Annotated in this window: 26 protein-coding genes, 1 tRNA gene and 2 pseudogenes; 10 read left to right on the plus strand and 19 right to left on the minus strand. The window is 40.6% G+C overall.

What is annotated here, in order from left to right; genetic code table 11:
• Window positions 1-126 precede the first annotated feature (126 nt).
• On the minus strand, window positions 127-2253 hold the full coding sequence (gene pnp / locus ACHLI0_RS10730) for a polyribonucleotide nucleotidyltransferase (protein WP_490749138.1): 2127 nt from the start codon (window positions 2251-2253) through the stop codon (window positions 127-129).
• 195 nt (window positions 2254-2448) lie between these two features.
• On the opposite strand from pnp, the gene ACHLI0_RS10735 reads away from it, so the two are divergent.
• From ACHLI0_RS10735 to ACHLI0_RS10745, 3 genes are all read left to right on the plus strand, one after another.
• Window positions 2449-3600 carry a TlpA disulfide reductase family protein gene (locus ACHLI0_RS10735; protein ID WP_008763566.1) on the plus strand — a complete coding sequence of 384 codons (1152 nt, stop codon included), beginning with the start codon at window positions 2449-2451 and terminating at the stop codon, window positions 3598-3600.
• A gap of 180 nt (window positions 3601-3780) precedes the next feature.
• Entirely contained in the window at window positions 3781-4245 is a 465-nt protein-coding gene (gene greA / locus ACHLI0_RS10740; RefSeq protein ID WP_008765198.1) for a transcription elongation factor GreA, read from the plus strand.
• Window positions 4246-4297: 52 nt separating this feature from the next.
• Window positions 4298-4690 carry an HIT family protein gene (locus ACHLI0_RS10745; protein ID WP_074859205.1) on the plus strand — a complete coding sequence of 131 codons (393 nt, stop codon included), beginning with the start codon at window positions 4298-4300 and terminating at the stop codon, window positions 4688-4690.
• 76 nt (window positions 4691-4766) lie between these two features.
• On the opposite strand, the gene ACHLI0_RS10750 is transcribed toward ACHLI0_RS10745, so the two are convergent.
• Window positions 4767-5687, minus strand: a complete 921-nt coding sequence (locus tag ACHLI0_RS10750) for a DMT family transporter (protein ID WP_008765200.1) — start codon at window positions 5685-5687, stop codon at window positions 4767-4769.
• A 6-nt stretch (window positions 5688-5693) separates the two neighbouring features.
• A complete protein-coding gene (locus ACHLI0_RS10755; protein WP_048698245.1) occupies window positions 5694-6926 on the minus strand; it encodes an MFS transporter in 1233 nt (410 codons plus the stop codon).
• A gap of 253 nt (window positions 6927-7179) precedes the next feature.
• On the opposite strand from ACHLI0_RS10755, the gene ACHLI0_RS10760 reads away from it, so the two are divergent.
• Window positions 7180-7683: an RNA polymerase sigma factor gene (locus ACHLI0_RS10760; protein ID WP_011108357.1), complete on the plus strand. Its 504-nt coding sequence runs from the start codon at window positions 7180-7182 to the stop codon at window positions 7681-7683.
• A 34-nt stretch (window positions 7684-7717) separates the two neighbouring features.
• Here ACHLI0_RS10760 and ACHLI0_RS10765 read toward each other — a convergent pair whose 3' ends face one another.
• Complete coding sequence (locus ACHLI0_RS10765) at window positions 7718-7912, minus strand: hypothetical protein (protein ID WP_081013496.1); 195 nt, start codon at window positions 7910-7912, stop codon at window positions 7718-7720.
• Window positions 7913-7942: 30 nt separating this feature from the next.
• Between ACHLI0_RS10765 and gad the strand changes: the two genes are divergently transcribed.
• Complete coding sequence (gene gad, locus ACHLI0_RS10770) at window positions 7943-9388, plus strand: glutamate decarboxylase (protein WP_055221819.1); 1446 nt, start codon at window positions 7943-7945, stop codon at window positions 9386-9388.
• An 8-nt stretch (window positions 9389-9396) separates the two neighbouring features.
• Window positions 9397-10362 carry a glutaminase A gene (gene glsA / locus ACHLI0_RS10775; RefSeq protein WP_008765205.1) on the plus strand — a complete coding sequence of 322 codons (966 nt, stop codon included), beginning with the start codon at window positions 9397-9399 and terminating at the stop codon, window positions 10360-10362.
• 259 nt (window positions 10363-10621) lie between these two features.
• Here the strand turns inward: glsA and ACHLI0_RS10780 are convergent, their stop codons facing one another.
• Entirely contained in the window at window positions 10622-11362 is a 741-nt protein-coding gene (locus ACHLI0_RS10780; RefSeq protein ID WP_055221821.1) for a potassium channel family protein, read from the minus strand.
• 216 nt (window positions 11363-11578) lie between these two features.
• On the opposite strand from ACHLI0_RS10780, the gene gadC reads away from it, so the two are divergent.
• Window positions 11579-13291, plus strand: coding sequence for a glutamine/gamma-aminobutyrate antiporter GadC (gene gadC, locus ACHLI0_RS10785; protein ID WP_490749140.1), 1713 nt, complete (start codon window positions 11579-11581; stop codon window positions 13289-13291).
• Window positions 13292-13357: 66 nt separating this feature from the next.
• Here gadC and ACHLI0_RS10790 read toward each other — a convergent pair whose 3' ends face one another.
• On the minus strand, window positions 13358-14617 hold the full coding sequence (locus tag ACHLI0_RS10790) for a sensor histidine kinase (protein WP_490749141.1): 1260 nt from the start codon (window positions 14615-14617) through the stop codon (window positions 13358-13360).
• 205 nt (window positions 14618-14822) lie between these two features.
• On the opposite strand from ACHLI0_RS10790, the gene ACHLI0_RS10795 reads away from it, so the two are divergent.
• Together ACHLI0_RS10795 and ACHLI0_RS10800 are read left to right on the plus strand one after the other, a co-directional pair.
• Window positions 14823-14895, plus strand: a tRNA-Phe gene (locus ACHLI0_RS10795).
• 247 nt (window positions 14896-15142) lie between these two features.
• Window positions 15143-16372 carry a site-specific integrase gene (locus tag ACHLI0_RS10800; RefSeq protein ID WP_490749571.1) on the plus strand — a complete coding sequence of 410 codons (1230 nt, stop codon included), beginning with the start codon at window positions 15143-15145 and terminating at the stop codon, window positions 16370-16372.
• Window positions 16373-16442: 70 nt separating this feature from the next.
• Here ACHLI0_RS10800 and ACHLI0_RS10805 read toward each other — a convergent pair whose 3' ends face one another.
• From ACHLI0_RS10805 to ACHLI0_RS10820, 4 genes and pseudogenes are all read right to left on the minus strand, one after another.
• Window positions 16443-18560, minus strand: a complete 2118-nt coding sequence (locus tag ACHLI0_RS10805) for an ATP-binding protein (RefSeq protein WP_490749142.1) — start codon at window positions 18558-18560, stop codon at window positions 16443-16445.
• Between the two features lie 153 nt (window positions 18561-18713).
• Window positions 18714-18857, minus strand: a pseudogene (locus ACHLI0_RS10810) (helix-turn-helix domain-containing protein); the annotation flags it as partial.
• 136 nt (window positions 18858-18993) lie between these two features.
• Window positions 18994-19272 carry a DUF3876 domain-containing protein gene (locus ACHLI0_RS10815; protein WP_490749143.1) on the minus strand — a complete coding sequence of 93 codons (279 nt, stop codon included), beginning with the start codon at window positions 19270-19272 and terminating at the stop codon, window positions 18994-18996.
• A gap of 5 nt (window positions 19273-19277) precedes the next feature.
• A pseudogene (locus ACHLI0_RS10820) lies at window positions 19278-19514 on the minus strand (helix-turn-helix domain-containing protein).
• A gap of 221 nt (window positions 19515-19735) precedes the next feature.
• On the opposite strand from ACHLI0_RS10820, the gene ACHLI0_RS10825 reads away from it, so the two are divergent.
• Window positions 19736-19882, plus strand: a complete 147-nt coding sequence (locus tag ACHLI0_RS10825) for a hypothetical protein (protein WP_490749145.1) — start codon at window positions 19736-19738, stop codon at window positions 19880-19882.
• A gap of 6 nt (window positions 19883-19888) precedes the next feature.
• Here ACHLI0_RS10825 and ACHLI0_RS10830 read toward each other — a convergent pair whose 3' ends face one another.
• The 9 genes from ACHLI0_RS10830 to ACHLI0_RS10870 form a co-directional block, all read right to left on the minus strand.
• The gene (locus ACHLI0_RS10830; RefSeq protein ID WP_490749147.1) at window positions 19889-20293 is read right to left on the minus strand and encodes a GNAT family N-acetyltransferase; all 405 of its coding nucleotides are present in this window, start codon (window positions 20291-20293) and stop codon (window positions 19889-19891) included.
• The gene (locus ACHLI0_RS10835; protein WP_490749148.1) at window positions 20290-21210 is read right to left on the minus strand and encodes a DUF5712 family protein; all 921 of its coding nucleotides are present in this window, start codon (window positions 21208-21210) and stop codon (window positions 20290-20292) included. The genes ACHLI0_RS10830 and ACHLI0_RS10835 overlap by 4 nt, the downstream gene beginning before the upstream one ends.
• Window positions 21211-21212: 2 nt before the next feature.
• Window positions 21213-21797 carry a BfmA/BtgA family mobilization protein gene (locus ACHLI0_RS10840; protein WP_490749149.1) on the minus strand — a complete coding sequence of 195 codons (585 nt, stop codon included), beginning with the start codon at window positions 21795-21797 and terminating at the stop codon, window positions 21213-21215.
• Window positions 21798-22051: 254 nt separating this feature from the next.
• A complete protein-coding gene (locus ACHLI0_RS10845; RefSeq protein WP_490749150.1) occupies window positions 22052-22402 on the minus strand; it encodes a helix-turn-helix domain-containing protein in 351 nt (116 codons plus the stop codon).
• Window positions 22403-22549: 147 nt separating this feature from the next.
• Window positions 22550-23017, minus strand: a complete 468-nt coding sequence (locus ACHLI0_RS10850) for a hypothetical protein (RefSeq protein ID WP_490749151.1) — start codon at window positions 23015-23017, stop codon at window positions 22550-22552.
• Window positions 22974-23201, minus strand: a complete 228-nt coding sequence (locus ACHLI0_RS10855; protein WP_390563342.1) for a hypothetical protein — start codon at window positions 23199-23201, stop codon at window positions 22974-22976. The genes ACHLI0_RS10850 and ACHLI0_RS10855 overlap by 44 nt, the downstream gene beginning before the upstream one ends.
• A gap of 67 nt (window positions 23202-23268) precedes the next feature.
• Entirely contained in the window at window positions 23269-23772 is a 504-nt protein-coding gene (locus ACHLI0_RS10860) for a hypothetical protein (RefSeq protein ID WP_490749153.1), read from the minus strand.
• Window positions 23759-24772 (minus strand): MBL fold metallo-hydrolase, encoded by a 1014-nt coding sequence (locus ACHLI0_RS10865; protein WP_490749155.1) that lies wholly within the window; start codon window positions 24770-24772, stop codon window positions 23759-23761. Before ACHLI0_RS10865 ends, ACHLI0_RS10860 begins: the two co-directional genes overlap by 14 nt.
• A gap of 50 nt (window positions 24773-24822) precedes the next feature.
• A complete protein-coding gene (locus tag ACHLI0_RS10870) occupies window positions 24823-25497 on the minus strand; it encodes a flavodoxin family protein (RefSeq protein WP_490749156.1) in 675 nt (224 codons plus the stop codon).
• Between the last annotated feature and the right edge of the window lie 19 nt (window positions 25498-25516).

Genomic DNA, 25516 nt, shown 5'->3' on the forward strand with positions numbered 1-25516 from the left:
CAGGTATTTTCATTAGTTCGTACAAAAGAACACATATTTTCGCAGAAAAGCAAAAAAACAGACAAAAAAAATAGCCCGAATACTGAGTAATCGGGCTATTACATTATCTAAAAGCTATCTGCTTTTTTACTTCTTTTCCGGTCTTGGCATCAATACTTTTCTTGAAAGTTTGAATTTTCCTGTCTTCGGATCGATGTCGATCAGTTTCACTTCGATCTCATCACCTTCCTTGATTCCGGCTTCTTCCACTGTTTCCAGACGTTTCCAGTCGATCTCGGAAATGTGCAGCAAACCGTCTTTACCCGGCAGGAATTCGATGAATGCACCGTAAGGCATGATAGAGCGAACTTTACCTTTGTATACTTCGCCTATTTCAGGAACAGCAACGATTGCTTTGATCATGCGCATTGCATCATCAATACACTTCTTGTTGGTTCCGGAAACTTCGATGCGTCCCATACCGTCTGTTTCTTCGATAGTGATAACAGCACCGGTTTCTTCCTGCATACCCTGAATGATTTTTCCACCAGGGCCGATTACAGCTCCGATAAATTCTTTAGGAATAGTCATTGTTTCAATGCGAGGAGCATGATCTTTCAGGTCAACACGCGGTTCAGCGATTGTCTCGGTGATCTTGTCAAGGATGTGCATACGTCCTTCTTTAGCTTGGTTCAAAGCACGTTCCAGAATTTCGTAAGACAGACCGTCTACCTTGATATCCATCTGAGTAGCAGTGATACCGTCTCTTGTTCCGGTTACCTTGAAGTCCATATCTCCGAGGTGGTCTTCGTCACCGAGGATGTCAGACAATACAGCATATTTTTCTTCACCCGGATTCTTGATCAGTCCCATAGCAATACCCGATACCGGCTTCTTGATCTTCACACCGGCATCCATCAATGCCAGTGTTCCGGCACATACGGTAGCCATAGAAGAAGAACCGTTAGATTCGAGGATTTCCGAAACAACACGTACTACGTACGGATAGTCAGCAGGAATCTGTCCTTTCAAGGCACGCCAAGCCAAGTGACCGTGACCGATTTCACGACGGCCTACTCCACGTTGAGCTTTTGCTTCGCCTGTAGAGAAAGGAGGGAAGTTATAGTGCAGCAGGAAACGTTCTTTTCCGTGTTCCAATACATTGTCGATAATCTTTTCGTCGAGCTTCGTACCCAGAGTGACAGAAGTCAGAGACTGAGTTTCACCACGAGTGAAAATAGCAGACCCGTGAGGACCGGGCAGAGGACCAACCTCACACCAGATCGGGCGGATTTCAGTAGTCTTACGACCATCCAGACGCTTGCCTTCGTCAAGGATTGAACGACGCATCGCTTCTTTTTCTACATCATGATAGTAACGGTCGATCAGCGGAGCTTTTTCTTCGAGTTCTTCTTCAGAGAACTGAGCCTTGAACTCTTCGCGGATAGCATCAAAAGCATCGAAACGTTCATGCTTGTTGTTATTTCCGGAAGCAGCTACTGCATAAGCCTTGTCATAACAAGCCTCACGAACTGCCTTACGCAATTCTTCATCGTTTACTTCATGGTTATATTCACGTTTCACTGTCTTGCCTACTTCTTCAGTCAGCTCCATCTGAGCCTTGCAATGCACTTTGATAGCTTCGTGAGCTACCTTCATTGCTTCCAGCAGTTCAGCTTCGGATACTTCGTGCATTTCGCCTTCTACCATCATGATGTTATCATAAGTAGCGGCAACCATCAGATCCATATCAGCTTTTTCCAGTTGGTCAAAAGTAGGATTGATTACAAACTGACCGTCGATACGTGCTACACGTACTTCTGAGATCGGTCCGTTGAAAGGAATATCTGAAACAGCGAGTGCTGCAGAAGCTGCCAATCCGGCCAATGCGTCCGGCATATCTACACCGTCAGCAGAGAAAAGGATGATATTTACATATACTTCTGCGTGATAATTATCAGGGAATAATGGGCGGAGAGCGCGGTCAACGAGACGGCAAGTCAAAATCTCATAATCGGAAGCTCTACCTTCTCTCTTGGTGAAGCCACCAGGAAAACGGCCGAATGCCGCAAATTTTTCTTTATACTCTACCTGCAAAGGCATGAAATCTGTTCCGGGAACTGCATCTTTAGCGGCACAAACAGTAGCTAATAACATGGTGTTTCCCATGCGTAGCATTACAGAACCGTCTGCCTGTTTTGCCAACTTTCCCGTCTCGAGTGTGATGGTTCTTCCATCAGGTAACTCGATCGTCTTAACAATTGGGTTAATCATAAAAATTGTTTTATCTATACTTTTCTTTCAAAATTCCTGCAAAGATATACATTTCTCGTTGTAATCAGGTGGAAATGAGCTAAAAAGTTAGAGGCTATATGTTTTTTTTGCAAAATAGAGGTGAAGAAGCAGGCAAAAAGCTTTGAGTAATCTCGAAAAGACGTATATTTGCAACTCTTAAAAAACACACGAGATATGAAAAAGATAACTTTTGTAGCGCTTGCCGCACTTACCATTACAGCTTGTAGTTCCGGTCCTGAGTTTGAAGTGAACGGAGACATATCAGGGGCCGACGGGAAAATGCTTTATCTCGAAGCTTCCGGTCTGGAAGGTATTGTTCCGCTTGATTCGGTTAAATTGAAAGGAGAAGGTACATTCAAGTTTAAACAACCCCGCCCCGAATCACCCGAGTTTTATCGCTTGCGGGTAGACAACAAAGTCATCAACTTTTCTGTGGATTCTATCGAAACGTTACAGATTAATGCTCCGTACGTTGATTTCTCTACTGCCTACACGGTAGAAGGATCTGAAAACAGCAGCAAGATAAAGGAACTGACGCTGAAACAAATCAATCTTCAAAAGAATGTGGACGAACAACTGAATGCGCTGCGTGCCAACAAACTGGGACACGATACGTTTGAAGAGAACCTCGCAACACTGCTGAAGAACTATAAGGAGGACGTCAAAGTGAATTATATATTCGCAGCTCCCAACACGGCAGCCGCTTACTTCGCCCTGTTCCAGAAACTGAATGACTATCTGATCTTCGATCCGCTGAACAACAAGGACGACGTAAAATGTTTTGCAGCCGTCGCTACCAGCCTCAACAATACATATCCGGATGCCGTACGTTCAAAAAATCTATATAATATCGTAATCAAAGGGATGAAGAATACCCGTCAGCCACAAAGCAAGTCTCTGGAAATTCCACAGGACAAGATCATCGAGACCGGTATTATCGACATCGCCCTGCGTGACGTGAAAGGAAATACCCGCAAACTGACCGACCTGAAAGGGAAAGTAGTGCTGCTGGATTTCTCCGTATTCCAGTCACCGGCAGGAGCGCCTCACAATATGATGCTTCGCGAACTATATAATAAATATGCAAAGGATGGGCTGGAAATCTACCAGGTATCTCTCGACGCAGACGAGCACTACTGGAAAACCGCAGCAGGCAACCTGCCCTGGGTTTGCGTACGTGACGGCAACGGTGTCTACTCGACCAACGTAGCTGTATATAATGTTCGTCAGGTTCCATCCATCTTCCTGATCAACCGGAACAACGAACTGAAGCTTCGCGGCGAAGACATCAAAGACCTCGAAGCATCCGTCAAGTCATTACTCTAAGTTGTTATAATTTAGCATATTTCATTTAAATATGTTACACAGCATCATTTTTCACTTGACAGATATCACTTAAAAGTCTATCTTTGCAGAGAAATAATTGAAGAGAGGGTTCCAACATGTGCCATGTTGGAATTCTTTTTTGTTTATATGACCATTTTAAATAAAAGGAGGAAAAACATCATGGCTTATATGTCAGAAGAAGGTTACAAAAAGTTAATGGCAGAATTAAAGGAACTGGAAACAGTGGAACGCCCCAAAATCTCTGCGGCTATAGCCGAAGCAAGGGATAAAGGCGACTTGTCGGAAAATGCAGAATATGATGCAGCCAAAGAAGCACAGGGGATGCTTGAAATGCGCATCAACAAATTGAAAACGGTCATTGCAGATGCCAAGATCATCGACGAGTCCAAACTAAAGACAGACTCTGTACAGATTCTGAACAAAGTGGAGCTGAAGAACGTCAAGAATGGCATGAAGATGACTTATACCATCGTTTCCGAAAGCGAAGCTAACCTGAAAGAAGGCAAGATTTCCGTAAACACCCCGATTGCACAAGGTCTGCTTGGCAAGAAAGTAGGTGATATTGCAGAAATTACCGTACCACAGGGTAAAATTGCATTAGAAGTAGTAAACATATCAATTTAACAGAAAGGCAGGTCTCCGTGTGAGGCTTGCCTTCTTTTATCTATCAAAGATTATGGCAACAATATTCAGTAGAATCATCGCAGGCGAAATTCCTTGCTACAAGATAGCGGAGAACGACCAGTTTTTTGCTTTTCTTGATATCAATCCATTGGTAAAGGGACATACGCTGGTAGTCCCCAAACAGGAAGTAGACTACATCTTCGATTTAAGTGACGAAGACCTCGCAGCAATGCATGTATTCGCAAAGAAGATAGCCCGTGCCATCGAAAAAGCCTTCCCTTGTAAAAAGGTAGGCGAAGCGGTTATCGGCCTGGAAGTACCGCATGCCCATATCCACTTAATTCCTATTCAGAAGGAATCGGATATGTTGTTCTCCAATCCGAAGCTGAAATTATCGGATGAAGAATTTAAATCCATTGCGCAAGCAATCAACTCCTCTCTATAAAACATGATGACGACATAAGCGAGCGGGCACCCTGAGAAGGGCGCCCGCTTTTTTTCATATCATACATTATATATGATTATTTCTTCAAGGGGTCCGGCGACTTGTCTTTGCTTTCGGCTACCTCAACCAGATAAACGCCGATACAAATAAAAATGATGGCACACGTCTGCGTCCAGCTAAAACGGTCCTGTCCGAGAGCCAGAGAAGCAATGGTCGCAACAATCAGAATCAGATAACCGTAGATTGCAACGACTGTTGTTTTCAGATACTTCAGACCGACCGGAAGCAGCATATAGCTGATCGTCGTCGGAAATATGAGTACAAACATCAGTATCAGGAAAGGTGTCCAATGGAACGGCATAGAAAACACCGGCGCATCGAATCCCGTAATAAATGTCACGATAATAGCGGAGACCGCCGCACCGGAAAATGTATATCTCAACATAGTCATCGCCCCGATAGATGAAAGGATACGCTGACTCAGAATCAGATAGACAGCATAAACGATGGAACTGATCAGGCAAAGCATATTCCCCACGAAAGCATCGGAGGCCAAATCATCGCTCTGTTGGGTCAAGATGCAGACCAGTGCACCGACCAGTCCGATGGAGATTCCGAGAATTTTCTTCCATGTCGCCTTCTCCTTATAAAAGAAAATCATAATCAGAAACACCCAGATAGGCTGCAGACTGGTAAATATGGAACTGGATACAGGAGTCGTTTTACTCAGACCCGCCAGATAAAGAAACATAAAGCCGTACAGCCCGAATGCCCCTAACAGGAAAAGCAGCCATTTGTCTTTGGCGGAGGACTTTTCCGGCGGCATGAACCATCCGATCACCCAGAATGCAGCGGCGGCAAAGGTGCAACGAAGCGTCGCACCTGTCAACGGGCTCATCCATAGGGGAAGCAGATACTTCAGGGCATTCATATTCAAACCGCTGAATATTTTTGATACAGCCATACTCAGATTGGCTTCCAGTTTCTTATTCTTCATCTTTTTTTATTTCAGTTGATCGTTAAACAAAAAGGTATCGCGTCGCAGGTAAGCCCAAAAGAATGTGACAATAGTTATCAACAAGTTGAAGACAAAAGGAAACTCTTGCGACTGGGTATGAAACAGATTTTGGAGAAAATCTATAATAAAAGGATAAAGCAAGATGGCGAGATAATTCATCATCATTACAAAAGCCAATGCCATTGTCGCCTTTTGAGGCAGTGCCGTATGCGTCGTTTTATCATACAGCATAGGCTGAATAACGCCATATCCCAAACCGACCAGGATACATCCCGGAATAATCAACCATTCGATTGGGGCAATCCAGATCAGTGCCAGCCCCACAGCCATAGACAGGAGGCTGTATGCTTTTGTACGTTCTTTCAGTTCATCCACTATCTTGTCCAGACAGAAACCCGGAGCCATAATCGCTAAAAAGAAAAGCGAGATCATCAGTCCCGAATTGCCACTGGAGAAATGGTGTTTCTCCATCAGGAAAGAAAGGTTGAATATGACTGCCAGCACAATAAAAGTCGTCACTCCGTAAAAAAGCATGATCTGAAGCAGATGCCTGATATGGATTCCATATTTACTTCCTCCGGTATCTGCGGCAGCCGTTTGTTCGGATGGCGTGGTACTTTGAGAAGAAGGTTCGACGGCGGTGTCAGACCGGCTCTCTTTTAAGTGACCGACCAGCAGAATAGAAATCAATGGGAGCAGATAGACCAAAAACGGCAAATGCCAGCTGACCTCCGCCAGATATCCGGTCACGGCAGTAGCTATCACCAGTGTAAAATTGGTAATGGCAGAACTCAATCCGAATTGTTTCACCCGGTAAGTACCCACAAAATATTTTGAGATTAATCCCGTGGACAGAGGAATAATCAGTCCAGAGCCGATGCCCAGCAGGGCACTCACGACGATCAATTGCCACATTTTGTTGGAGATCAGATATAAGATACCGCTTGCAGCAAAGAGCCAGAGTCCGATTTTCAGGATACGGACAAAATCAACCTTTTCCGTGAGCTTACCGCCCAAAAGGATAAAAGGGATAATCAGCAACGACGGCAGCGAAGTCAACATCTGAATATCCAGGTCGGTCGCTTTCGGAAAGATTTTGGTAAGGTCGCCCAATATAGGCGAAACAGCCAGCCCCGGCAAAGAGGTCAATGCCGAGATAGACCAGATAGCTATTAAAGTGATAAGAGGTATTGTTCCCCTTCCAGTTTGTATTTTCATATACCGGTTCGTTAAAAGTTTAGGTCTGATGAAAACAATGATTACCTTATAAAGTTCAAATGAGGCAACAGTGAATATTCAAAAAACGGGTGAAAAACACCCAAAAACTATCAGATTATGGCCTAAAAACTATCCGCAAACAGTTTTTAGGCTAAATTCCGTCAGTTTCACCCCCGCCGTACTTAAAAAAATCCCGTAAACTTGCATCATCGAAATTTAACAACGAATATTCACAATTTAAAAAGCAACGTATATGAAAAGTGTAAGCTTCAGAAAAGATTTAGTAGGAGTACAAGACGAATTACTCCGTTTCGCTTATAAGCTGACAACCGACCGCGAAGAAGCAAACGATTTGTTGCAGGAAACATCATTAAAAGCATTAGACAATGAAGATAAATATATGCCTGACACAAATTTTAAAGGATGGATGTATACCATCATGCGCAATATCTTTATCAACAACTACCGCAAAGTAGTTCGTGACCAGACATTCGTTGACCGGACGGACAACCTTTACCACCTGAATTTACCGCAGGACACAGGGTTTGAAAGTACCGAAAAAGCCTATGACCTGAAAGAGATGCACCGTGTAGTCAACTCATTACCCAAAGAATACAGAGTCCCGTTTGCCATGCACGTTTCCGGCTTCAAGTACCGCGAAATCGCGGAAAAGCTGAACCTGCCGTTAGGCACAATAAAGAGCCGCATATTCTTCACCCGTCAGAAATTACAGGAAGAACTGAAGGACTTCCGCTAAACCTTAACAACACAATTCAATAGGTATCAGATAACTATAAGCTGCCAGTTGTCAGCGAATAGCCAAAGGCAAGAGGGAAACAACCCCTTCTTGCCTTTTTTATTTCCGTTCCCCCCACCTTACGCCTGCCCCAAAGCCGCCCCTTAATAAACGCCAAATAATGTAAAAGCCGAAAACTTTCAAAACCATCTGCTGTTGTTGAGGGAAATTCGACGGGGAAAATCCCCATCGCCCTAAACCTTTTAAAAAACAAATTAGTATGGAAGATTTAAATTTCAGAAAAGGTGATGCAAAAACCGACGTATTCGGTTCAGACAGAATGTTACAACCCTCTCCGGTAGAAAGAATTCCTGATGGACCAACCACCCCTGAAGTCGCTTACCAAATGGTTAAAGATGAAACTTTTGCCCAGACTCAGCCACGCTTGAACTTAGCTACTTTCGTAACCACTTATATGGACGATTACGCTACCAAGCTGATGAACGAGGCAATCAACATCAACTATATTGATGAAACCGAATACCCTCGTATCGCCGTAATGAATGGTAAATGTATCAACATCGTTGCCAACTTGTGGAACTCTCCGGAAAAAGATACATGGAAAACCGGTGCATTGGCAATCGGTTCTTCCGAAGCTTGTATGCTGGGCGGTGTAGCTGCATGGTTGCGCTGGCGTAAGAAAAGACAAGCTCAGGGTAAACCGTTTGACAAACCGAACTTCGTTATCTCAACAGGTTTCCAGGTAGTATGGGAAAAGTTCGCGCAACTGTGGCAGATCGAAATGCGTGAAGTGCCTTTGACTCTTGACAAGACCACTCTCGACCCCGAAGAAGCGCTGAAGATGTGTGATGAAAACACGATCTGTGTTGTACCTATCCAAGGTGTTACATGGACAGGACTGAACGATGACGTTGAAGCACTGGACAAAGCTCTCGACGCTTACAACGCCAAAACTGGTTATGACATTCCTATCCACGTAGACGCCGCCAGTGGTGGTTTCATTCTTCCGTTCCTCTATCCGGACACGAAGTGGGATTTCCGTCTGAAATGGGTACTTTCTATCAGTGTATCCGGTCATAAGTTCGGTCTGGTATATCCGGGACTTGGCTGGGTTTGCTGGAAAGGCAAAGAATACCTGCCCGAAGAAATGTCATTCAGCGTCAACTATCTGGGTGCCAACATTACTCAGGTCGGCTTGAACTTCTCTCGTCCTGCCGCTCAGATTCTGGGACAATACTATCAATTCATCCGTTTGGGATTCCAAGGTTACAAGGAAGTACAATATAATTCTTTGCAGATTGCCAAATACATCCACGGTGAAATCGCCAAGATGGCTCCGTTCGTCAACTACTCCGAAAATGTAGTGAACCCATTGTTCATCTGGTATCTGAAACCGGAATATGCAAAGAGTGCCAAGTGGACATTGTACGATCTGCAGGACAAACTGTCTCAGCACGGCTGGATGGTTCCGGCTTATACATTGCCTTCCAAGCTGGAAGATTATGTAGTAATGCGTGTGGTTGTCCGCCAGGGATTCAGCCGCGACATGGCAGATATGTTGCTGGGTGATATCAAGAACGCAATTGCCGAACTGGAAAAACTTGATTTCCCGACTCCTACCCGCATGGCTCAGGAAAAGAATCTTCCGGTAGAAGCCAAGATGTTCAATCACGGTGGTCGTCGTCATAAAACCGTTAAAAAATAAATTGATCTATGGACAAAAAAGTAACACTCGCTCAATTGAAAGAAGTGGTACAGGAGGCATACGATCAGGTGAAAACGAATACAGGCGGTAAGAATGCCGACTATATCCCTTATCTGGCCAATGTCAACAAAGATCTCTTTGGAATCAGTGTCTGCCTGCTCAACGGGCAGACCATCCATGTGGGAGATACTGACTACCGCTTCGGCATCGAATCCGTATCCAAAGTACATACGGCTATCCTTGCACTGCGCCAATATGGTGCCAAAGAAATATTAGACAAGATCGGAGCTGACGCAACGGGCCTGCCTTTCAATTCAATCATCGCTATCCTGCTGGAAAATGACCATCCGTCTACCCCGTTGGTAAACGCCGGTGCCATCTCCGCCTGCAGTATGGTACAACCTATCGGCGACTCTGCCAAGAAGTGGGATGCCATCGTAGAGAACGTGACCGATTTATGCGGCAGCGCTCCCCAGCTGATTGATGAATTGTACAAATCCGAATCGGATACGAACTTTAACAACCGCTCCATTGCGTGGTTGCTGAAGAACTACAACCGTATTTATGATGATCCGGATATGGCGCTGGACCTGTATACCCGCCAATGCTCATTGGGAGTAACGGCCTTGCAGCTTTCTGTGGCAGCCGGAACAATCGCCAACGGTGGTGTGAATCCGGTGACAAAGAAAGAAGTATTCGATGCCAGCCTCGCTCCCAAGATCACTGCAATGATCGCTGCCGTAGGCTTCTACGAGCACACGGGAGACTGGATGTATACCTCCGGTATTCCGGCCAAAACCGGTGTAGGCGGTGGTGTAATGGGCGTATTGCCCGGACAGTTCGGTATTGCCGCATTCGCTCCTCCTTTGGATGGTGCAGGCAATTCGGTAAAAGCACAATTGGCTATCCAATATGTCATGAATAAACTGGGACTGAACGTATTCAGTGACAATCACTTGATCGTAGTCGACTAGTTTATCCGCTCTATGAGAAAAACAAAAGGTTGCTATCCTTCGAGGGGGTAGTAACCTTTTCTACTATCAATATCTTACTTCTATTTTCCTTAAGTACTCTATTCAAAAAAACAATGTACTTGAACACTAATATTCTCATACCTTTGAGAAAAATTTCTCAAAGGTATGAGAATACGTTGAGTATATAGAGACTCATATCGCACTGTGTATCATCCCAATACAAATCGATACGGATATGAGTCTGACCTTATAAAAAGGTTTATGTCCCCTGTGCAGGCGCCTTCTTTTCTTCCTCTTCCGCATAATACTGCTTTTTCTTTTGATTAGACTGCTGAATCAGATTCGTAATATAGACTGTAAAGATCGGGAACATCATCATTCCCAAAGCTGCCAGCAGTACGGAGAGTACTCTTCCGGTGGTCGTCATCGCGATTATATTCGACCCGACGGTAGTCACATCCATAAATGCCCACCACAAAGCGTCTCCATAATCTGTGACCAGCGGATTCACTTTATGTTCAAGGACAAAGAAGGCAAGGCTGGCGAAATAGACCGTTGCCAGCAACATCGTCAGATAGGAGACGAACAGGCTGGAAGCCCGGTTATAGGTGAGCCAGCCCACTACGATGGCCAATGCGTATCCCCCTCTCAGCAAAGGAATAAAGCGGAGCAGGTAAGTGACTTCGGGAGAAAAGGTCCATCCGTAATATGCAATGATGTTCTGATAAGGGATCGCCACCAGCAAAAAGATAAAGTGCGTCCGTATATAACGCCACTTATGCTTTGCCAGAAAAAACTCCAGTACAAAATCGAACAGGAACCAGATGCAAATCCACAACTGGATCTTCATGTACGAGGACTGTGTATAAAAAGGAATCCCCTTAAACGTATCGATCGAAATACTAATAACCAGAAAAAGGGACATTAACAATATAATAATGTGGAGAATGCCATAAATCCCCTTTTTCCCCAGAATAAAATCGGAAAGCGCTGATTTCATAACTACTTAATTTATAATAAAATGATTCTTATGTAACTTATAATGCTTAGAAACAATCTGAGAAAGCGATTGTTTCGGAACAGGCATCCGAAGGTTTACAATTGAGCCATCCGGCGATGTTAATTAACGAACTTTGAAAGAGATTGCGGAAACATCTCACGCAAAATGTTGTTATAACACTGACTTTAAAATATTTTTCACTTAAAACCTTAACTTATGGCAAATATTAAAAATGCAGTGAAGCTGGGCGTGTTTACCCTGGCTATCATGAACGTTACGGCAGTAGTATCATTGCGTGGGCTACCAGCCGAGGCCGTATACGGAATGAGTTCGGCCTTCTACTATCTTTTCGCAGCGATTGTCTTCCTTATCCCGACATCGCTCGTAGCAGCCGAACTGGCAGCTATGTTTCAGGATAAGCAAGGTGGTGTGTTCCGGTGGGTAGGCGAAGCCTACGGCAAAAAACTGGGATTCCTCGCCATCTGGGTACAATGGATCGAAAGTACGATCTGGTATCCTACCGTATTGACATTCGGTGCCGTATCCATCGCCTTCATCGGAATGAACGACGTACATGATATGTCGCTGGCAAACAACAAGTATTACACCCTCGTCGTAGTTCTTATCATCTACTGGCTGGCTACATTCATTTCTCTGAAAGGTATGAGCTGGGTTGGTAAGGTAGCCAAAATCGGTGGTATGGTGGGTACGATTATTCCGGCCGCTTTGCTGATTATATTAGGTATTATCTATCTGGCAACCGGAGGACAATCCAATATGGATTTCCACAGCAGCTTCTTCCCTGACTTTACCAACTTCGATAACGTCGTCCTTGCTGCCAGTATCTTCCTGTTTTATGCTGGTATGGAAATGGGCGGTATCCACGTAAAAGACGTAGAAAACCCTTCCAAGAACTATCCGAAAGCCGTATTTATCGGTGCGCTGATCACTGTTCTTATCTTCGTATTGGGAACCTTCGCATTGGGCGTTATCATCCCTGCCAAGGATATTAACTTAACTCAGAGTCTGCTCGTCGGTTTCGATAACTATTTCAGATACATTCACGCTTCCTGGTTGTCACCGATCATCGCTATCGCTCTTGCATTCGGAGTGTTGGCAGGTGTGCTGACATGGGTTGCAGGTCCGTCAAAAGGTATCTTTGCCGTAGGTAAAGCAGGTTATATGCCTCCGTTCTTCCAGAAAACAAACAAACTGGGTGTACAGAAGAATATCTTGTTCGTGCAGGGTATCGCTGTAACTGTGCTGAGTTTGTTGTTCGTCGTTATGCCTTCCGTACAGAGTTTCTATCAGATTCTGTCACAGCTGACAGTGATTCTTTATCTGATTATGTATCTGTTGATGTTCTCCGGAGCTATCGCCCTGCGTTATAAGATGAAGAAATTGAACCGCCCGTTCCGTATCGGTAAGTCCGGTAACGGTTTGATGTGGTTCATTGGTGGTCTTGGCTTCTGTGGTTCATTGCTCGCATTCATTCTGAGCTTCATCCCGCCCAGCCAAATTTCTACCGGTAGCAATACCGTTTGGTTCTCCGTATTGATCATCGGTGCATTGATCGTAGTCGTTGCTCCGTTTATCATCTACGCATCCAAGAAACCGTCTTGGGTAGATCCGAACTCTAATTTCGAGCCGTTCCATTGGGAAGTTCAGCCTCAGGCTGTGACTGTCGGTGTTACTGCCAACAGTGCAAATGCCGCTCGTCCGGCTTCTGCTTCGACATCGTCTGCAAGTCCGGTCAGTTCCGCTACTACCAGACCAGCAAGTACCCCAACTTCCGGTCCGGCAAGCGCAGGCTCTACAACCTCCGGTTCTACTCCGACAAGCAATCCAGCTCCTTCCGGTGGAAATACCGCAGCAAGCAACGGATCGCCAGATTCCGGAATTAAAGATGCGGGTGCACCTAAATCTTAAAAGCTAAACATATTGTTTACATAAATAATCCCACCTTGAATATTTCCTGATTCAAGGTGGGATTATTCATATCTTATCATTTGTTATTTCTTTCTTCGTAACCAAAGGCAAGATGAACCAAAAAGTACTACCCTTACCGACTTCCGATTCTACACCGAATCTTCCCCCAAGATTATGAACGATTGTTTGCGAAAGTGTCAGTCCGAGCCCTGTTCCCTGCATCTCCCGATCAAGCTTCGTAAAACGGGAGAATATCTTTTCCTGCTCCTCCTTCGGAATGCCGATACCGGTATCCGATACATAAAAATAGACTTCATCCGTGCCTTCCATACGACATCCGAAACGGATTTCACCTGTCTTAGTAAATTTCATCGCATTATGGAGCAAGTTCGTCAATACCTGAATAATACGCTGCTTCTCCGAATGCATCATAATCGGTTCCAGATGTGCTTCACAGACCAGTGTCACCAAAGGATTCTCATTCAGCCTCATTCCGAAAAGTCCTTCCAGCTCCCTCAGCAGATCATTGGCATCAAACTCCGAATATACAAAGTTCAACACGCCTGCATCTATTTGCGAAAGATCGAAGATATCATTTACCAGTCGCAATAACCGCTCATTATTTTCAGAGATAATATCGGTATACATCTTCTTTTCCTCCTCGCTGGTAGCCGTAGCCATCAACCCAGAGAATCCGATAATGGCATTCAACGGAGTACGGACTTCGTGACTCATATTAGCGATAAAGGCAGACTTAAGTTTGTCGGCAGAAATCGCATTTTCTCTTTCTACATCCAGCAGGCGCTGCATATTTCGAAGTTCCGTCACATCATAGACTGTCAGCACCATACGTTCTTCACCATTTATTTTCAGATAAGTGCCCGAAACAGAAACATCACAGGGAATAACCGTCTTTTCATCCTCACTTAAAAGTTGCATAGAGGCATCCAGTTTCTTAAAGCTTCTCTTCTCATAAAAAGCCTTGCTTATAGATGTACGTATACAGCACAACTTACACTGTTCATGTTTCCCGCATTCTCCGGCTACTATCGCATTTCTGCAATGCAATAAATCTCCGACTCTTTTTTCTTCTCCCTGCGCAGGAGTCAAATGATTCAGTGTATAATAATTGGTATTGTGGACGATGAGGTCTCTGTCAATCAACAGATAGTAAACGTTTATATTCTGTAGTATGGAAGTCAACTCTTTGGATTCATGCAGCATTACAGATGTTTCCAATATCATTTTCTTCTTAACCGACTGATACTTAATCAGTAGATAAATGAATCCAGCTAATAAAACAACTGTAACAAACTGTAATGCCATAATAATATATTCTATTGTTTGTAGTGCCCTGATCGTTTTGACTCGTAAAAGTATAAAATATACCGAATAAATGATACTACATTTGCATATTTATTCTACCTAGAAAGAAAAGTTTTTTTTCTTTCTCCCTAAGTAGACGAAAAATTCTCTCTAAGTTATTGCAGTATTAAAAAATATACTTATCTTTGCACCCGCAAACGAGAAAGGTGCCATAGCTCAGTTGGTAGAGCAAAGGACTGAAAATCCTTGTGTCCCCGGTTCGATTCCTGGTGGCACCACTTTTAGAGAAAGCAAAAAGAAGTAAACTCCTGATATTCAGTAAATATCGGGAGTTTTTTATTTTTACCCGCTACGCAAAAAACAGCAAATTTCAACATACTTTGGTGGAGCAAAAGGTGGAGCAAATAAGGAGATAATACATCTCCACCTTTTGTCTTTGTTTGACTCTGTTTGTCAGCATGTTACATAGCGAAACTCTCTCCACTTTTCCATAATTTTGTATCACTTAAAACAGGTAGAAAAATGATGGAAAGAAATTCATTTAGTGTTTTGTTCTTCTTGAAGAAAACAAAACTATTGAAGAATGGTGAAGCCTCTGTATGTATGCGGATTACGGTCAATAATGTTCGTTCTGAAACGAATATCCGTAAAAGTATTACCCCTTCCCTATGGAATCAGGCGAAAGAATGTTCTCGTGGTAAAGACCGCAAATCAAACGACCTGAACAAGTTTATCGAAGAAGCCCGAATTAAATTGTATAATATCCATGCTGATTTGAAGCAGGAAGGTTTGCCTATTTCGGCTACTATCCTTCGGGATAAGTTCTTTAGCTTGGAAAAAAAAGAAGAACCGAAAACACTTATAGTCATTTTTCAGGAACACAACGACCAATGTCGCCAGCTAGTAGGAAAAGACTTTGCCTTAGTTACTGTTCGTCGTTATGAAAGCTGTAAACGCTATTTAGCTGAGCTTATTAAAATCAAGTACGACACAGACGATTTACCGCTCAAAGATATTAACGGAGAATTTATTCGGGCTTTCGACTTCTACCTGAAAACTGAAAAAGAATGCGCCAATAATACCGTCATTCGTTATATGAAGTGCCTGAAAAAGATTACGAACCTATCTCTTGCCAATGAATGGATAAACAAAGACCCGTTCGTAGGTATCAAATTCCATGAGAAAGAAGTTCATCGTGAGTTTCTTACTTGGGATGAACTTCAGATATTAGTGAATAAGAAATTTGAAATACCTCGTATTGATTTGGTGCGGGATATTTTCGTCTTTTGTGCATATTCCGGTCTTTCGTTCATAGATGTAAAGCAGCTAACCGCAGAACATATTATCAAGGATAGAGAAGGCAATTATTGGATTCGCAAGGCTCGGCAAAAAACAAAGAACATGTGCAACATCCCACTGTTAGATGTACCCTTGTCCATCATCGAGAAGTACAAGGATCACCCCCTCTGTAAGAAACAAAATGTATTACTTCCGGTTCCCTGCAATCAAAAGATGAACGCATATATCAAGGAAATCAGCGATTTGTGCGGAATCAAGAAAAACCTTTCAACACATTGTGCCAGATACACTTATGCCACTTCGGTTTGCTTGGCAAATGGGGTTAGTATGGAAAATGTTGCGAAAATGTTAGGTCATTCGAATATCAGTATGACAAAACGATATGCGAAGGTATTAGATCAGAGTATTCTGAATGATATGCAGAAGGTGGGGAGTTTGTTAGTTACAACTATATAAGGATAAGCTGATATAAATTGAGAAAGGTGCTTTTCTGTTGAGATTAGCACCTTTTCTTATACATATCACTTTAAGATTTAATCTTATCCGTAAATATTTTATTCCTAGAAATGGCTCTCTCCAACAAAGTAGAATACTTAATTACTTCTATATACATTTCACCCTCCCTTCTATTATCTCCTCCACTAACTGGATAAGCTGGGCAAAATAAATAATCAAAATAATATGCTTTTTTCAAAAAAGGATTTGCACGTTGAACCTCATTTAAAGTAAAGTTTTCTCCTATTAAATACGAATAAAAAGAGGTTATTTCATATTCTTCTTTTGAATATTGCCTAATTAGTCCTGCATATTGAGATACTTGAGATACAAATTTTGACACATCTGCATCAATACTCTTAAGTTCTATTATTATACATTTATGTTCTTTAGGGAAAAGTAGAATGTCAGGTCTATTACCCAATCGGTCTCGATTGAATGAAGTCAACTCCTCTTCTTCTTCTTTTGATAGATCTTCTCTAAAAAAAGGTTTTTCATTTATCAATATATTTCTCAATTCTGTTTCTGACGTTCCTTGAAAATGAATATAATCATCATTTATCATCCAAAGATTACTATCTAATGGATTAGAAGAATGTTGGCTAAAAAGAATGTTATGTAAAAAGCGTTCATTGTCAACTCGTTTCTTAGTACCAGTCTGCTGACAATTCAATTTTTTATCAATTGTCTTCTGCATTAAATCCAATACAACCTTTCTTTTTGTTATATATTTCGCCAACTCAGTTCTGTTTATTTGAGGAACTAACTCAGTTACTCTTTTGACCTTTTCGTTCAATTTACGACTAAAATCTTTACTGCCGGGAACCAATTCCCCTAAAGAATCAATCATAGATTTAACCCCAGCATCTTGTTTAGCCTCAATATCTGCATTGTACTCATAAACTCGTTTTAATATAACTTGATCTGAATCACCTGCTTTATATCCGACTTTGTTTAGAACATTTCTATCTAATGAGAACATTTCGGCAAGTTCATCTATTTTGTTATCTTGATTACTCTTTGCTTTTCTAAAATGTTCATAATGATTAATAATAGATGTGGTTGCTTGCTCTTGAATGTCATCAACTAATATTTCTTCTTGATTAGTAAATAAACTCCGATTTTTCAGAAAGTCTTTTCGTGAAGATAGAAGCAATTGTCCCCTTACATCAGTATCTTTATCAGTCAAGTAAGAACTGGATATAAGAAACAGATAATAATTATTCCCGATTTTGGGAGCTTCACTCATAAAAGAGAAATCAAAACCTTGCACATCTACGGTTTCGTTCTTACTTGTTAGCTTTACTTCATTTTTCTTTTGTATACCCACAGGTAAATTAAACGATTTTATTTCAAAATTTTCAGTTTTAGAAAGTTTGACTAAATCATTATCTACTGACATCTTAGAATAATTCACCTTTATAGAATCCTCATAATCAGGCTTAGGTATATCACTATCTTTAATAAAGCAATCTTTTGACTTATCATGAACATTGTTTATGTACTGCTCAAATTTAAACTCTTGAAAATTACCCTTTTTCAAACAAAAGCGACTCAGATAATGGATAAAAACAGATTCTTTTATCACCTGCGGAGAAAGCTCATTATATTTAATTTTATCATCTTCGTCTATAGGATAATAGAATGACACACTCGTTCCTGTAGGAGTATCTTCCTCTATTTCAAGTTTATCTCCTATCCATATAACAGAATGTCGATTAGGCAAATAGAATTTTTTGGAAAGTACAATTCTACGCTTATATTTCTTCCCTCCTTCTTCAAAAATACTATAAATATCAGTATTGTAGAAAAAATGAAGGTACTGTATTCTTCCTGTACCCAGATTATTCTGCCCTTTTGATTCATCAAATAAACATTTTAATCTACTTAGATTATCTTCTGTAAATCCTTTACCAGTATCACTAATTTCCAATGAAAGAAAGTCTAATTTGTCGGATTTTAATGTCTTGGCGAAATATAGTCTTATTGTAATACAATCTTCTGCTCCATTAGTAACTTCTAATGAATTACTAATAGCTTCAAACATCGGTTGTAAAAACGACGAATGCTTTTTGATATGTTTCTTCATTAAAGAGGGATACGCAATCTCTTGGATGAAGAAAGAGCCATTTGTAAGTTCTTTATACATAATCGCTATATTATTTAACAACTGGATAATACAATTCTATTGATATGAAATCTCAATATCGTGAAATTTCGTTTAGCAAAACTACACATAAAAAAAGACTTAGAAGCCATTTTCTAAGCCTTTCTTAAAATATTCATTTAAAACAGCTTACTATCAGTGATTCTGTTCTAACCGTCTAACTATCTCCGACTCCTTATACAGAATCTTTCCCTGTAATTTGATAAACTGAATTTTTCCTGTCTCCCTCCAGTTTTGGAGAATACGGGAAGAGATACGGAACAGTTGGCAGACATCTCGGTTTGTGAGGTACTTTTAACCATTCAGATGCAGAGTATGATTTTGTAGGGTTTGTTTGATGGTGGCTGGCAATTCATCTAAAGCCGTAAAGAACAATCCGATTTGCAGAGATTTGTTGTCGAGTATATCCAGATTATTAGTTTTTCATATAATCACCCAACGAAGCAATAGTTAGTATATCCAATCTCGAAGAATAAAAAACCGAAGTTCTTTTGCCACTGAGATACACAAAATAGCCCTGTTCATCCTCCTGAATCTCATACGTTAATGGGTTTTCCTGTCGGGTATTTTCATTCATATAGATGATACTTAATTGGTGTTTCTCACTGTTCCGATAAATCATTACGGTAGGATTCAAGTTAATGCTTTCCCAGTTGCCGACTAATATATCTAAATCAAAAAGTTCTCTTTCCATAGCTGCTATTTCTTGGTTTGTTGCTGATTGATAAACTGCTTGATGTCGGTAGTCTTATAGTAACACTTTTGCCCGATTTGTGAATAGGGCAAAACTCCCGTATCTCAGTAGGTTTGCAGGGTACGGGATGAGATTTTAAGCAGTTCGCAAACTTGCCTGTTATCTAACCAGTTTTCGGAACTTCGGTTCTGTCTGCAAAGTGCATTTATTTGCTTAGAAAAATCCTCAAACCTCTGCATCATCTGTTCAAAGGTTCGTTTTTCGATAGCTACAATTTCCATATTGATGTTGTTTTAGATTGTTATAAACTCCTGTCATTGCAATGATTTGCAGCAAAGAAAGAGAAAAAAACAACCGCTTCGGGGAACTGTGTATGCAATGGATTGAACTGGTAGCCGATGTCCTTGCCACTCACTTCAATCAATATATTTTTTCCTTTTTTTCTCTGATAAACATCTCCTATATGGAAAGAATAAATAAGGCAACACTTTTTGCAAATTTACTCTTTTTCGGGACGAAAAAGGAAGAAATTTACAAAAACCGCTTGCGGCTTGGTGTTGCCGTTTTATTCTTGGAATATACCTTTGTGTTCAGAGAAAGAAAGGATTAATTAAGATTATTCCATTGAAAAATAAGATATTAGATTGTTTACTGTTATTGCGTAATTCTCGCCATCTATGGAATAAAAGCCTAACTTCTTGGCAAATGCTCCGCTTTTGTCATTGGCACACTCTATACCGATATGATTAAAGCCGTATTTTTGGGCTACTTTTGTCAGAAATCTAAGAAAGTGTGTTCCGTGTCCTACCCGTTCTTTACTGAAACTCAATCGAGCTATAATCAAGCAATCAGGTGGAAATCGGCTTTCAATTCGTCTGATACGCAGATACAAATCTATTCGGCTATTCCTACGGGTGATAATAGCATTATCAATTGTTAGCCGTACCAGTGATTTACGATATTTGAAACGCTCCATCAGATAGCGGTCTATATCGGCTCTTAGTTCCTCATATTCAATCATCTTCTAATCCCTTTCTTCTTTTTCTTTTTGCGTTTCTGTGCCTGCAATTCCTCTGATTGTGTAGCATCGTAATTATTGCCATCTCCCAATGAAAGGATAGACAACAGAGAATCACCGCTTCTGTTATTTTGTTGATTAAAAGCGTGTTTCTCATTTTGCTGGTTATCAAGATTGCAAGAAATCATGTTTTCTTTTTCACTGGATTGGAATACGTCTTTTTTATTTTCGCCAGCAATATTCTGTTCCTGTAGTTCAAGTTGTTCAGAGATAGAACCATTCTTCATGGTATTGGCATACTCAAACGATTCAGAGAATTGCCGGTCGTAACCGAATAACTTGTCAAAACCTTGTTCTGCTTGTTGGAATAGGTTCACACGGTCAAAACCGCCTGTTACCGTCCCTTTTTTGGTGTTCTTATGATTGGTAAGCGGTGACAGCTTCTTCTTATTCGCTTGGTCTTTCCGGCTGACAATCAAATGGCAGTGCATATTCAGTTCATTATCGGAACGGCTACGGTCAAAATGTATCTTCCCATAAAACTTTATATCCGCTTCGGATAGCTCTTTGTTGAAGTTCTTGGCATATTCAGGAATGAACACTTCCCGAATATATAGTTTCATGGCTTCGGCTTTCTCCTGCTCGGTGTTTCCCATCACTCGAAGTTCGCTTTCCGATGGGCTGACATGGATAGCGAAAAACTTTGCATCCGTTTTCAGCAGTTGCCCGATATTACTATCTATATCCTTTATAACTTGCGATTTATAGATATTATCATCCGTCAGGTTGAAAAAGCCATCAGTATAGATACCCTGCTGCATCCGTTCCAAATCTTCATGCTCCATGTATGAGGCTAATTGCCGACTACTGCCTGCATTGTTATATGTTCCTCCCGATGGTGGAGCAAAATCTATGTGCATGGCTATGTATTTATCAGGTTGGTAATTTCCGTTTTTAGGCTCTCTTTTCGTTTACTATCCATCACACCACAGGCGGAGAGTTCCGAATAGAGTTGTATTAATTGAAGTAGCTTCTTATAATCCCGTTGGTGAATTTGATACAAGGCGTTAAGTTGCTTTCCCTGCTGGTTAATTACATCGGCGTGTTTGCCAAACTGCTCACTAACTTTTTGTAGTACGGCTGTTTGCTTTTCCCGACTGGATTCCAGTTGGGAAAGAATAAGCGTTTCCAAAGACTTGCCAATCGTATCAAATCGAACTGAAATAGAATTGGCGGTTCGTATCATTGGATTCAGTTGTTCTTCCTCGTAGTGTCGGATAAAGCGGATTATATCATCTTGCCGTTTGCTTATTTTCGCCAGTTCCGATTTTACGGATTCGGGTGCTTCCGATGGGTTGATACACGCTTTATCAATATAGACAAATGCTAACCTGACTATTTCCCCTTTTTTCAGTGAATAGCGTTTGCATAGCTTATCTATCAATTTACCCGTCTGTCGGTCTATCCCGATGGTGGTAAGTGTGGATATATTGCTGGTCTTATCCATAATTATAACTTTTTTATAAAGAAAGTGAGGTCTATTCAGTTGATTATAAGCAGAATAGATTTTTCACTTATAATCACTGTTATAAACGATTACAAATGTAACCTCTTAAAGCCGAAGGCTTTGTCCCGCAGGGCAAGAGGGAAGAACAGGACTTGTCCAGTTCCCTCTTGCTTCATTTAGCGAAACGAGCCTAGCCACAAGGCGAGGCGGTTTCTGCTAAATGGGGAGCGGTGGCACTTCATCAGGTGGTAACATTAACCACCTTGTTTTGCTTCGGTATGCTTATCAAGTTGGTTTTCCTTTTTAAACCGCTCATAGGTAGTACAATCGGCATTTTCCTGAACAAATGCCCGAATGTCCGATGCCCGATAATAGGTCTTGTGGCTTATCGTAAAATAAGGAAGTTTGCCACTTGCCCTATACCGTTGCAAGGTTCGGAAAGATACTTTCAATAGAAACGCCAAGTCCTGATTATCTAAAAGTTTGTCGTTCTCATCCATTATCTTGTCGGTATTGATAAGTGATTTCAGGTCTTGCCCTACTTCGGTGAGCTTCTTTGATAACCGTTCCATCCACTTGTCGAAGTTTTCATTATCTACATACATTTTGCTTCAATTTTAAGTTTAACATTATTGTTCTCAACCGATTGATGAAGCAAAGTTCGGCAGAATAGAGAAATGAAAATAGAGGAGTCCGGTATTGACCCCTCTATATCATAAACGCAAATAGCTATTTATCAAACTATTGCAAAATCATCTTTTTTCATCTTTATTTTTCAGTGCTTCCGCTTGTCGTTTCTTATATTCTTTAATAAGGACGGCTTTTAAAGCATCCAATGTTTTGGTGAGATTACATGGTTTGCGTTTGAAAAGTTCGCTCTGACGGTCATAGATACCGTTAAAACTAAATCCAAAAGCCCGTTCAAAGACTTCTGAAATTGCAATGATAGATGGTTTCTTTCCTGTATTATCGACAATACCACCTAATAACATCAGGGCTGAAAGAATTTCAGTCATACCCATAATTCCAAGATATTGGAACTTAGGTATGACCGATAAAAGTGATTCAAATGTCAATGAAGTTATCGAACGGAACGATTCGGGATGTGTGATTTTGAAATTTAGTAGTGCCAGTTCTGCATTAATAATCGCCAGTGTTTTTTGTAAGAACCGCTGTTTAAGCGCATTTTTCCCCCTGCCCGTAAAGAGGTGTTGTTTCAAGTGAAGCTATCTCAATACGGGTAGCTACAAGAATCCGATAAGTAGTGGAATAATCATTTCCATTGCTCACCGTTTTTATTTGTTCAATAAACTCACCATAGGCATCTTGCAATTCTTCGTTAGTTACTTTATGTGAGGTTTCGGATAATAACCCGAATAACCTCATGTTTAACAATTCGTTCATAGGCATAATTTTTTAATGTGAATATTAATAATAAGACCAAAGTCTTTTTTTACCTATGACTTTAAAATCATATTCTTATATTTCTGCAATTGATGATATGTCCCGGAATTACAGAGATAAAAAAGAATACGACTGTTATAATTAAATTTTGCTCATATCCAGATATTAATAAAAGCGACATCATACCAACAATGCCTACCAACCCCAGTATTACAACTATTCTATACTTAATGATTATTCCTGTGACTATGGTTTCAACTCCCATTAGAGAAGATATAAAGGCTAATAACGGAAAAGTGTAATAATATCGCCCAATACATAAAAACAGTGTTAATCCTCCGAATAGTGCCCATACTTTATTGATTAAATTTTCCGTTCTGCTCTTACTATTACTCTTTTGGATTAAGCGAGTGATTAAGTTAGCTGAAATTGGAACACCAGCATATAAACAATAATAAAGTTCATCAGCGGTTAGTTTCAAGCACATAAACACCAAGAGGGAAAAGAAAACAGTTGAATATCCCCATATAAGAAAACTATTACCATTATATGCAATATTACTTTGCTCCATTCCGTTTTTTGTTAAAATAATACTCTTTACCGACTGGCAATTCCATAATTTGGTCGATTTGATTACAATTAAAGGCAACGGTTCTCAATCTCGTTATCGGTTCGCCCATCGGTTCATCGGTTAAATCATACGTTCCGTAATGCATCGGAATAAAGAGTTTTCCACCTAAATTATGAAAGGCTATAAATGCTTCCTCTGGATTCATGTGTTCTCTTGCCATCAACCATTGTGGAGAATATGCTCCAATAGGTAACAAGCAAATATCTATATCTCCAAATAGTGCATGTATGTCTTCAAATATCATTTTATCGTATGCACTATCTCCAGCAAAAAAGATTTTCCTATCTCCATCTATAATTAAGAAGCTACCCCACAAAACTTTATTGTAATCGTTTAATCCTCTACGTCCCCAATGCTTAGCGGGAAGAAAAATAATCCGAATATCCTTGTCAATCTGAAATTCCTGATACCAACCAGCTTCCTGCATTTCAATATCTTTTAATATAGCTTTTACTCCCAAAGGAGCAAGAACCATTAAAGACAGATTATTAGCTACAATTTTATCAATTGTATTTTTATCAAGATGGTCGCGATGGTCATGTGAGATAAGCAGATAATTTATATCTGTCAATGAATCAATATTGCATGGTAAATCTACTTTCCGTTTTGTTGTTGGTAAATCAAAGAAACAAGGGTCTGTGATTAACTTTACGCCATTAATCGAAATAAAAAAAGAAGAGTGTCCCAACCAAATTATTCTATCTTCTTTACTGCCAAAATCATTGATATGGATTACCTCTAACCTAGATATATCATTTTGTTTCTCTAATTTTTGAGGATTAGAACTTAACTTCCATTTTAATACACTCCATACAGGCGATTTTACAATGATTGAATCATTGTAGAAACGTCCATTAATGGTAATATTTCCACTCCATTGCTGTTTTACAGTTTTCAGAAGCGGATTATTAACTTTTTCTATTTTCTGCGTCGTATTCATTGAACATATTAGTATTGACGATATTATGAACGAGCCAAATATGCCAAGCCTTATTTTATAACCCCGATGCTTTTCCATCTATTAATCACATAAGTATATTTATCTCTACTTTTCAGGACAAAAGGCTTTATCAGCATATGTATTGCGATATAATTCACAATAACATCTATAATCGTTTTTGACTTCTTCTTTTTTATAGCACTGTAAAAAGTATCTGCTTTTTGATGGATTTGTTTTATCATTCGGTCAGAAAGCGGGTTGGTGTTAAATTGTATTTTACACAAAATAGAACCAGCTATGATACCGCTTGAATATCGAAACAAGTTATTGAGTATTTTTAGAGCCGTACCTCCACCTGCAATTTCATACGTTACTACGGAAAAAGTATATTTATTATTCAAGGCTTGTTCTACCACAAAATGCCCTCTATCTATGTAGTTTTTAAGTATGCCCGGAATATTACTTACATAAGTAGGTAGTCCAATAATCACTCCTTCAGAATCTTTAATTGCAGCATTTAATTCTTCTGCATAATCATCCATGTGGCAACTACCCGTACTATAGCATCGCATACATCCAATACATGTTTGAATCGGTTTTGATGATATGTCATAGTATGAAACTGATATATCATCGTTTGTTTCCAATCGACTTTTGATTTCTTTTAAGATTTTTGCAGTCGCTCCATTCTTTCTAGGGCTTCCGTTGATGATTGTTACTCTCATATTTATTATACATTTGATT

The sequence above is a fragment of the Bacteroides sp. RCH18 genome (assembly GCF_058231005.1).

Coding starts and splice junctions, on each gene's coding strand:
- gadC (WP_490749140.1), top strand. CDS start 11,579: ATGGCAAATATTAAAAATGCAGTGAAGCTGGGCGTGTTTACCCTGGCT.
- ACHLI0_RS10840 (WP_490749149.1), bottom strand. CDS start 21,797: ATGGATAAGACCAGCAATATATCCACACTTACCACCATCGGGATAGAC.
- ACHLI0_RS10865 (WP_490749155.1), bottom strand. CDS start 24,772: ATGAATACGACGCAGAAAATAGAAAAAGTTAATAATCCGCTTCTGAAA.
- gad (WP_055221819.1), top strand. CDS start 7,943: ATGGAAGATTTAAATTTCAGAAAAGGTGATGCAAAAACCGACGTATTC.
- ACHLI0_RS10860 (WP_490749153.1), bottom strand. CDS start 23,772: ATGGAGCAAAGTAATATTGCATATAATGGTAATAGTTTTCTTATATGG.
- ACHLI0_RS10815 (WP_490749143.1), bottom strand. CDS start 19,272: ATGGAAAGAGAACTTTTTGATTTAGATATATTAGTCGGCAACTGGGAA.
- ACHLI0_RS10750 (WP_008765200.1), bottom strand. CDS start 5,687: ATGAAGAATAAGAAACTGGAAGCCAATCTGAGTATGGCTGTATCAAAA.
- ACHLI0_RS10835 (WP_490749148.1), bottom strand. CDS start 21,210: ATGCACATAGATTTTGCTCCACCATCGGGAGGAACATATAACAATGCA.
- ACHLI0_RS10805 (WP_490749142.1), bottom strand. CDS start 18,560: ATGTATAAAGAACTTACAAATGGCTCTTTCTTCATCCAAGAGATTGCG.
- greA (WP_008765198.1), top strand. CDS start 3,781: ATGGCTTATATGTCAGAAGAAGGTTACAAAAAGTTAATGGCAGAATTA.
- ACHLI0_RS10765 (WP_081013496.1), bottom strand. CDS start 7,912: ATGGGGATTTTCCCCGTCGAATTTCCCTCAACAACAGCAGATGGTTTT.
- glsA (WP_008765205.1), top strand. CDS start 9,397: ATGGACAAAAAAGTAACACTCGCTCAATTGAAAGAAGTGGTACAGGAG.
- ACHLI0_RS10790 (WP_490749141.1), bottom strand. CDS start 14,617: ATGGCATTACAGTTTGTTACAGTTGTTTTATTAGCTGGATTCATTTAT.
- ACHLI0_RS10760 (WP_011108357.1), top strand. CDS start 7,180: ATGAAAAGTGTAAGCTTCAGAAAAGATTTAGTAGGAGTACAAGACGAA.
- ACHLI0_RS10825 (WP_490749145.1), top strand. CDS start 19,736: ATGGAAAGAATAAATAAGGCAACACTTTTTGCAAATTTACTCTTTTTC.
- ACHLI0_RS10830 (WP_490749147.1), bottom strand. CDS start 20,293: ATGATTGAATATGAGGAACTAAGAGCCGATATAGACCGCTATCTGATG.
- ACHLI0_RS10870 (WP_490749156.1), bottom strand. CDS start 25,497: ATGAGAGTAACAATCATCAACGGAAGCCCTAGAAAGAATGGAGCGACT.
- ACHLI0_RS10735 (WP_008763566.1), top strand. CDS start 2,449: ATGAAAAAGATAACTTTTGTAGCGCTTGCCGCACTTACCATTACAGCT.
- pnp (WP_490749138.1), bottom strand. CDS start 2,253: ATGATTAACCCAATTGTTAAGACGATCGAGTTACCTGATGGAAGAACC.
- ACHLI0_RS10745 (WP_074859205.1), top strand. CDS start 4,298: ATGGCAACAATATTCAGTAGAATCATCGCAGGCGAAATTCCTTGCTAC.
- ACHLI0_RS10800 (WP_490749571.1), top strand. CDS start 15,143: ATGGAAAGAAATTCATTTAGTGTTTTGTTCTTCTTGAAGAAAACAAAA.
- ACHLI0_RS10855 (WP_390563342.1), bottom strand. CDS start 23,201: ATGAACGAATTGTTAAACATGAGGTTATTCGGGTTATTATCCGAAACC.
- ACHLI0_RS10755 (WP_048698245.1), bottom strand. CDS start 6,926: ATGAAAATACAAACTGGAAGGGGAACAATACCTCTTATCACTTTAATA.
- ACHLI0_RS10845 (WP_490749150.1), bottom strand. CDS start 22,402: ATGTATGTAGATAATGAAAACTTCGACAAGTGGATGGAACGGTTATCA.
- ACHLI0_RS10780 (WP_055221821.1), bottom strand. CDS start 11,362: ATGAAATCAGCGCTTTCCGATTTTATTCTGGGGAAAAAGGGGATTTAT.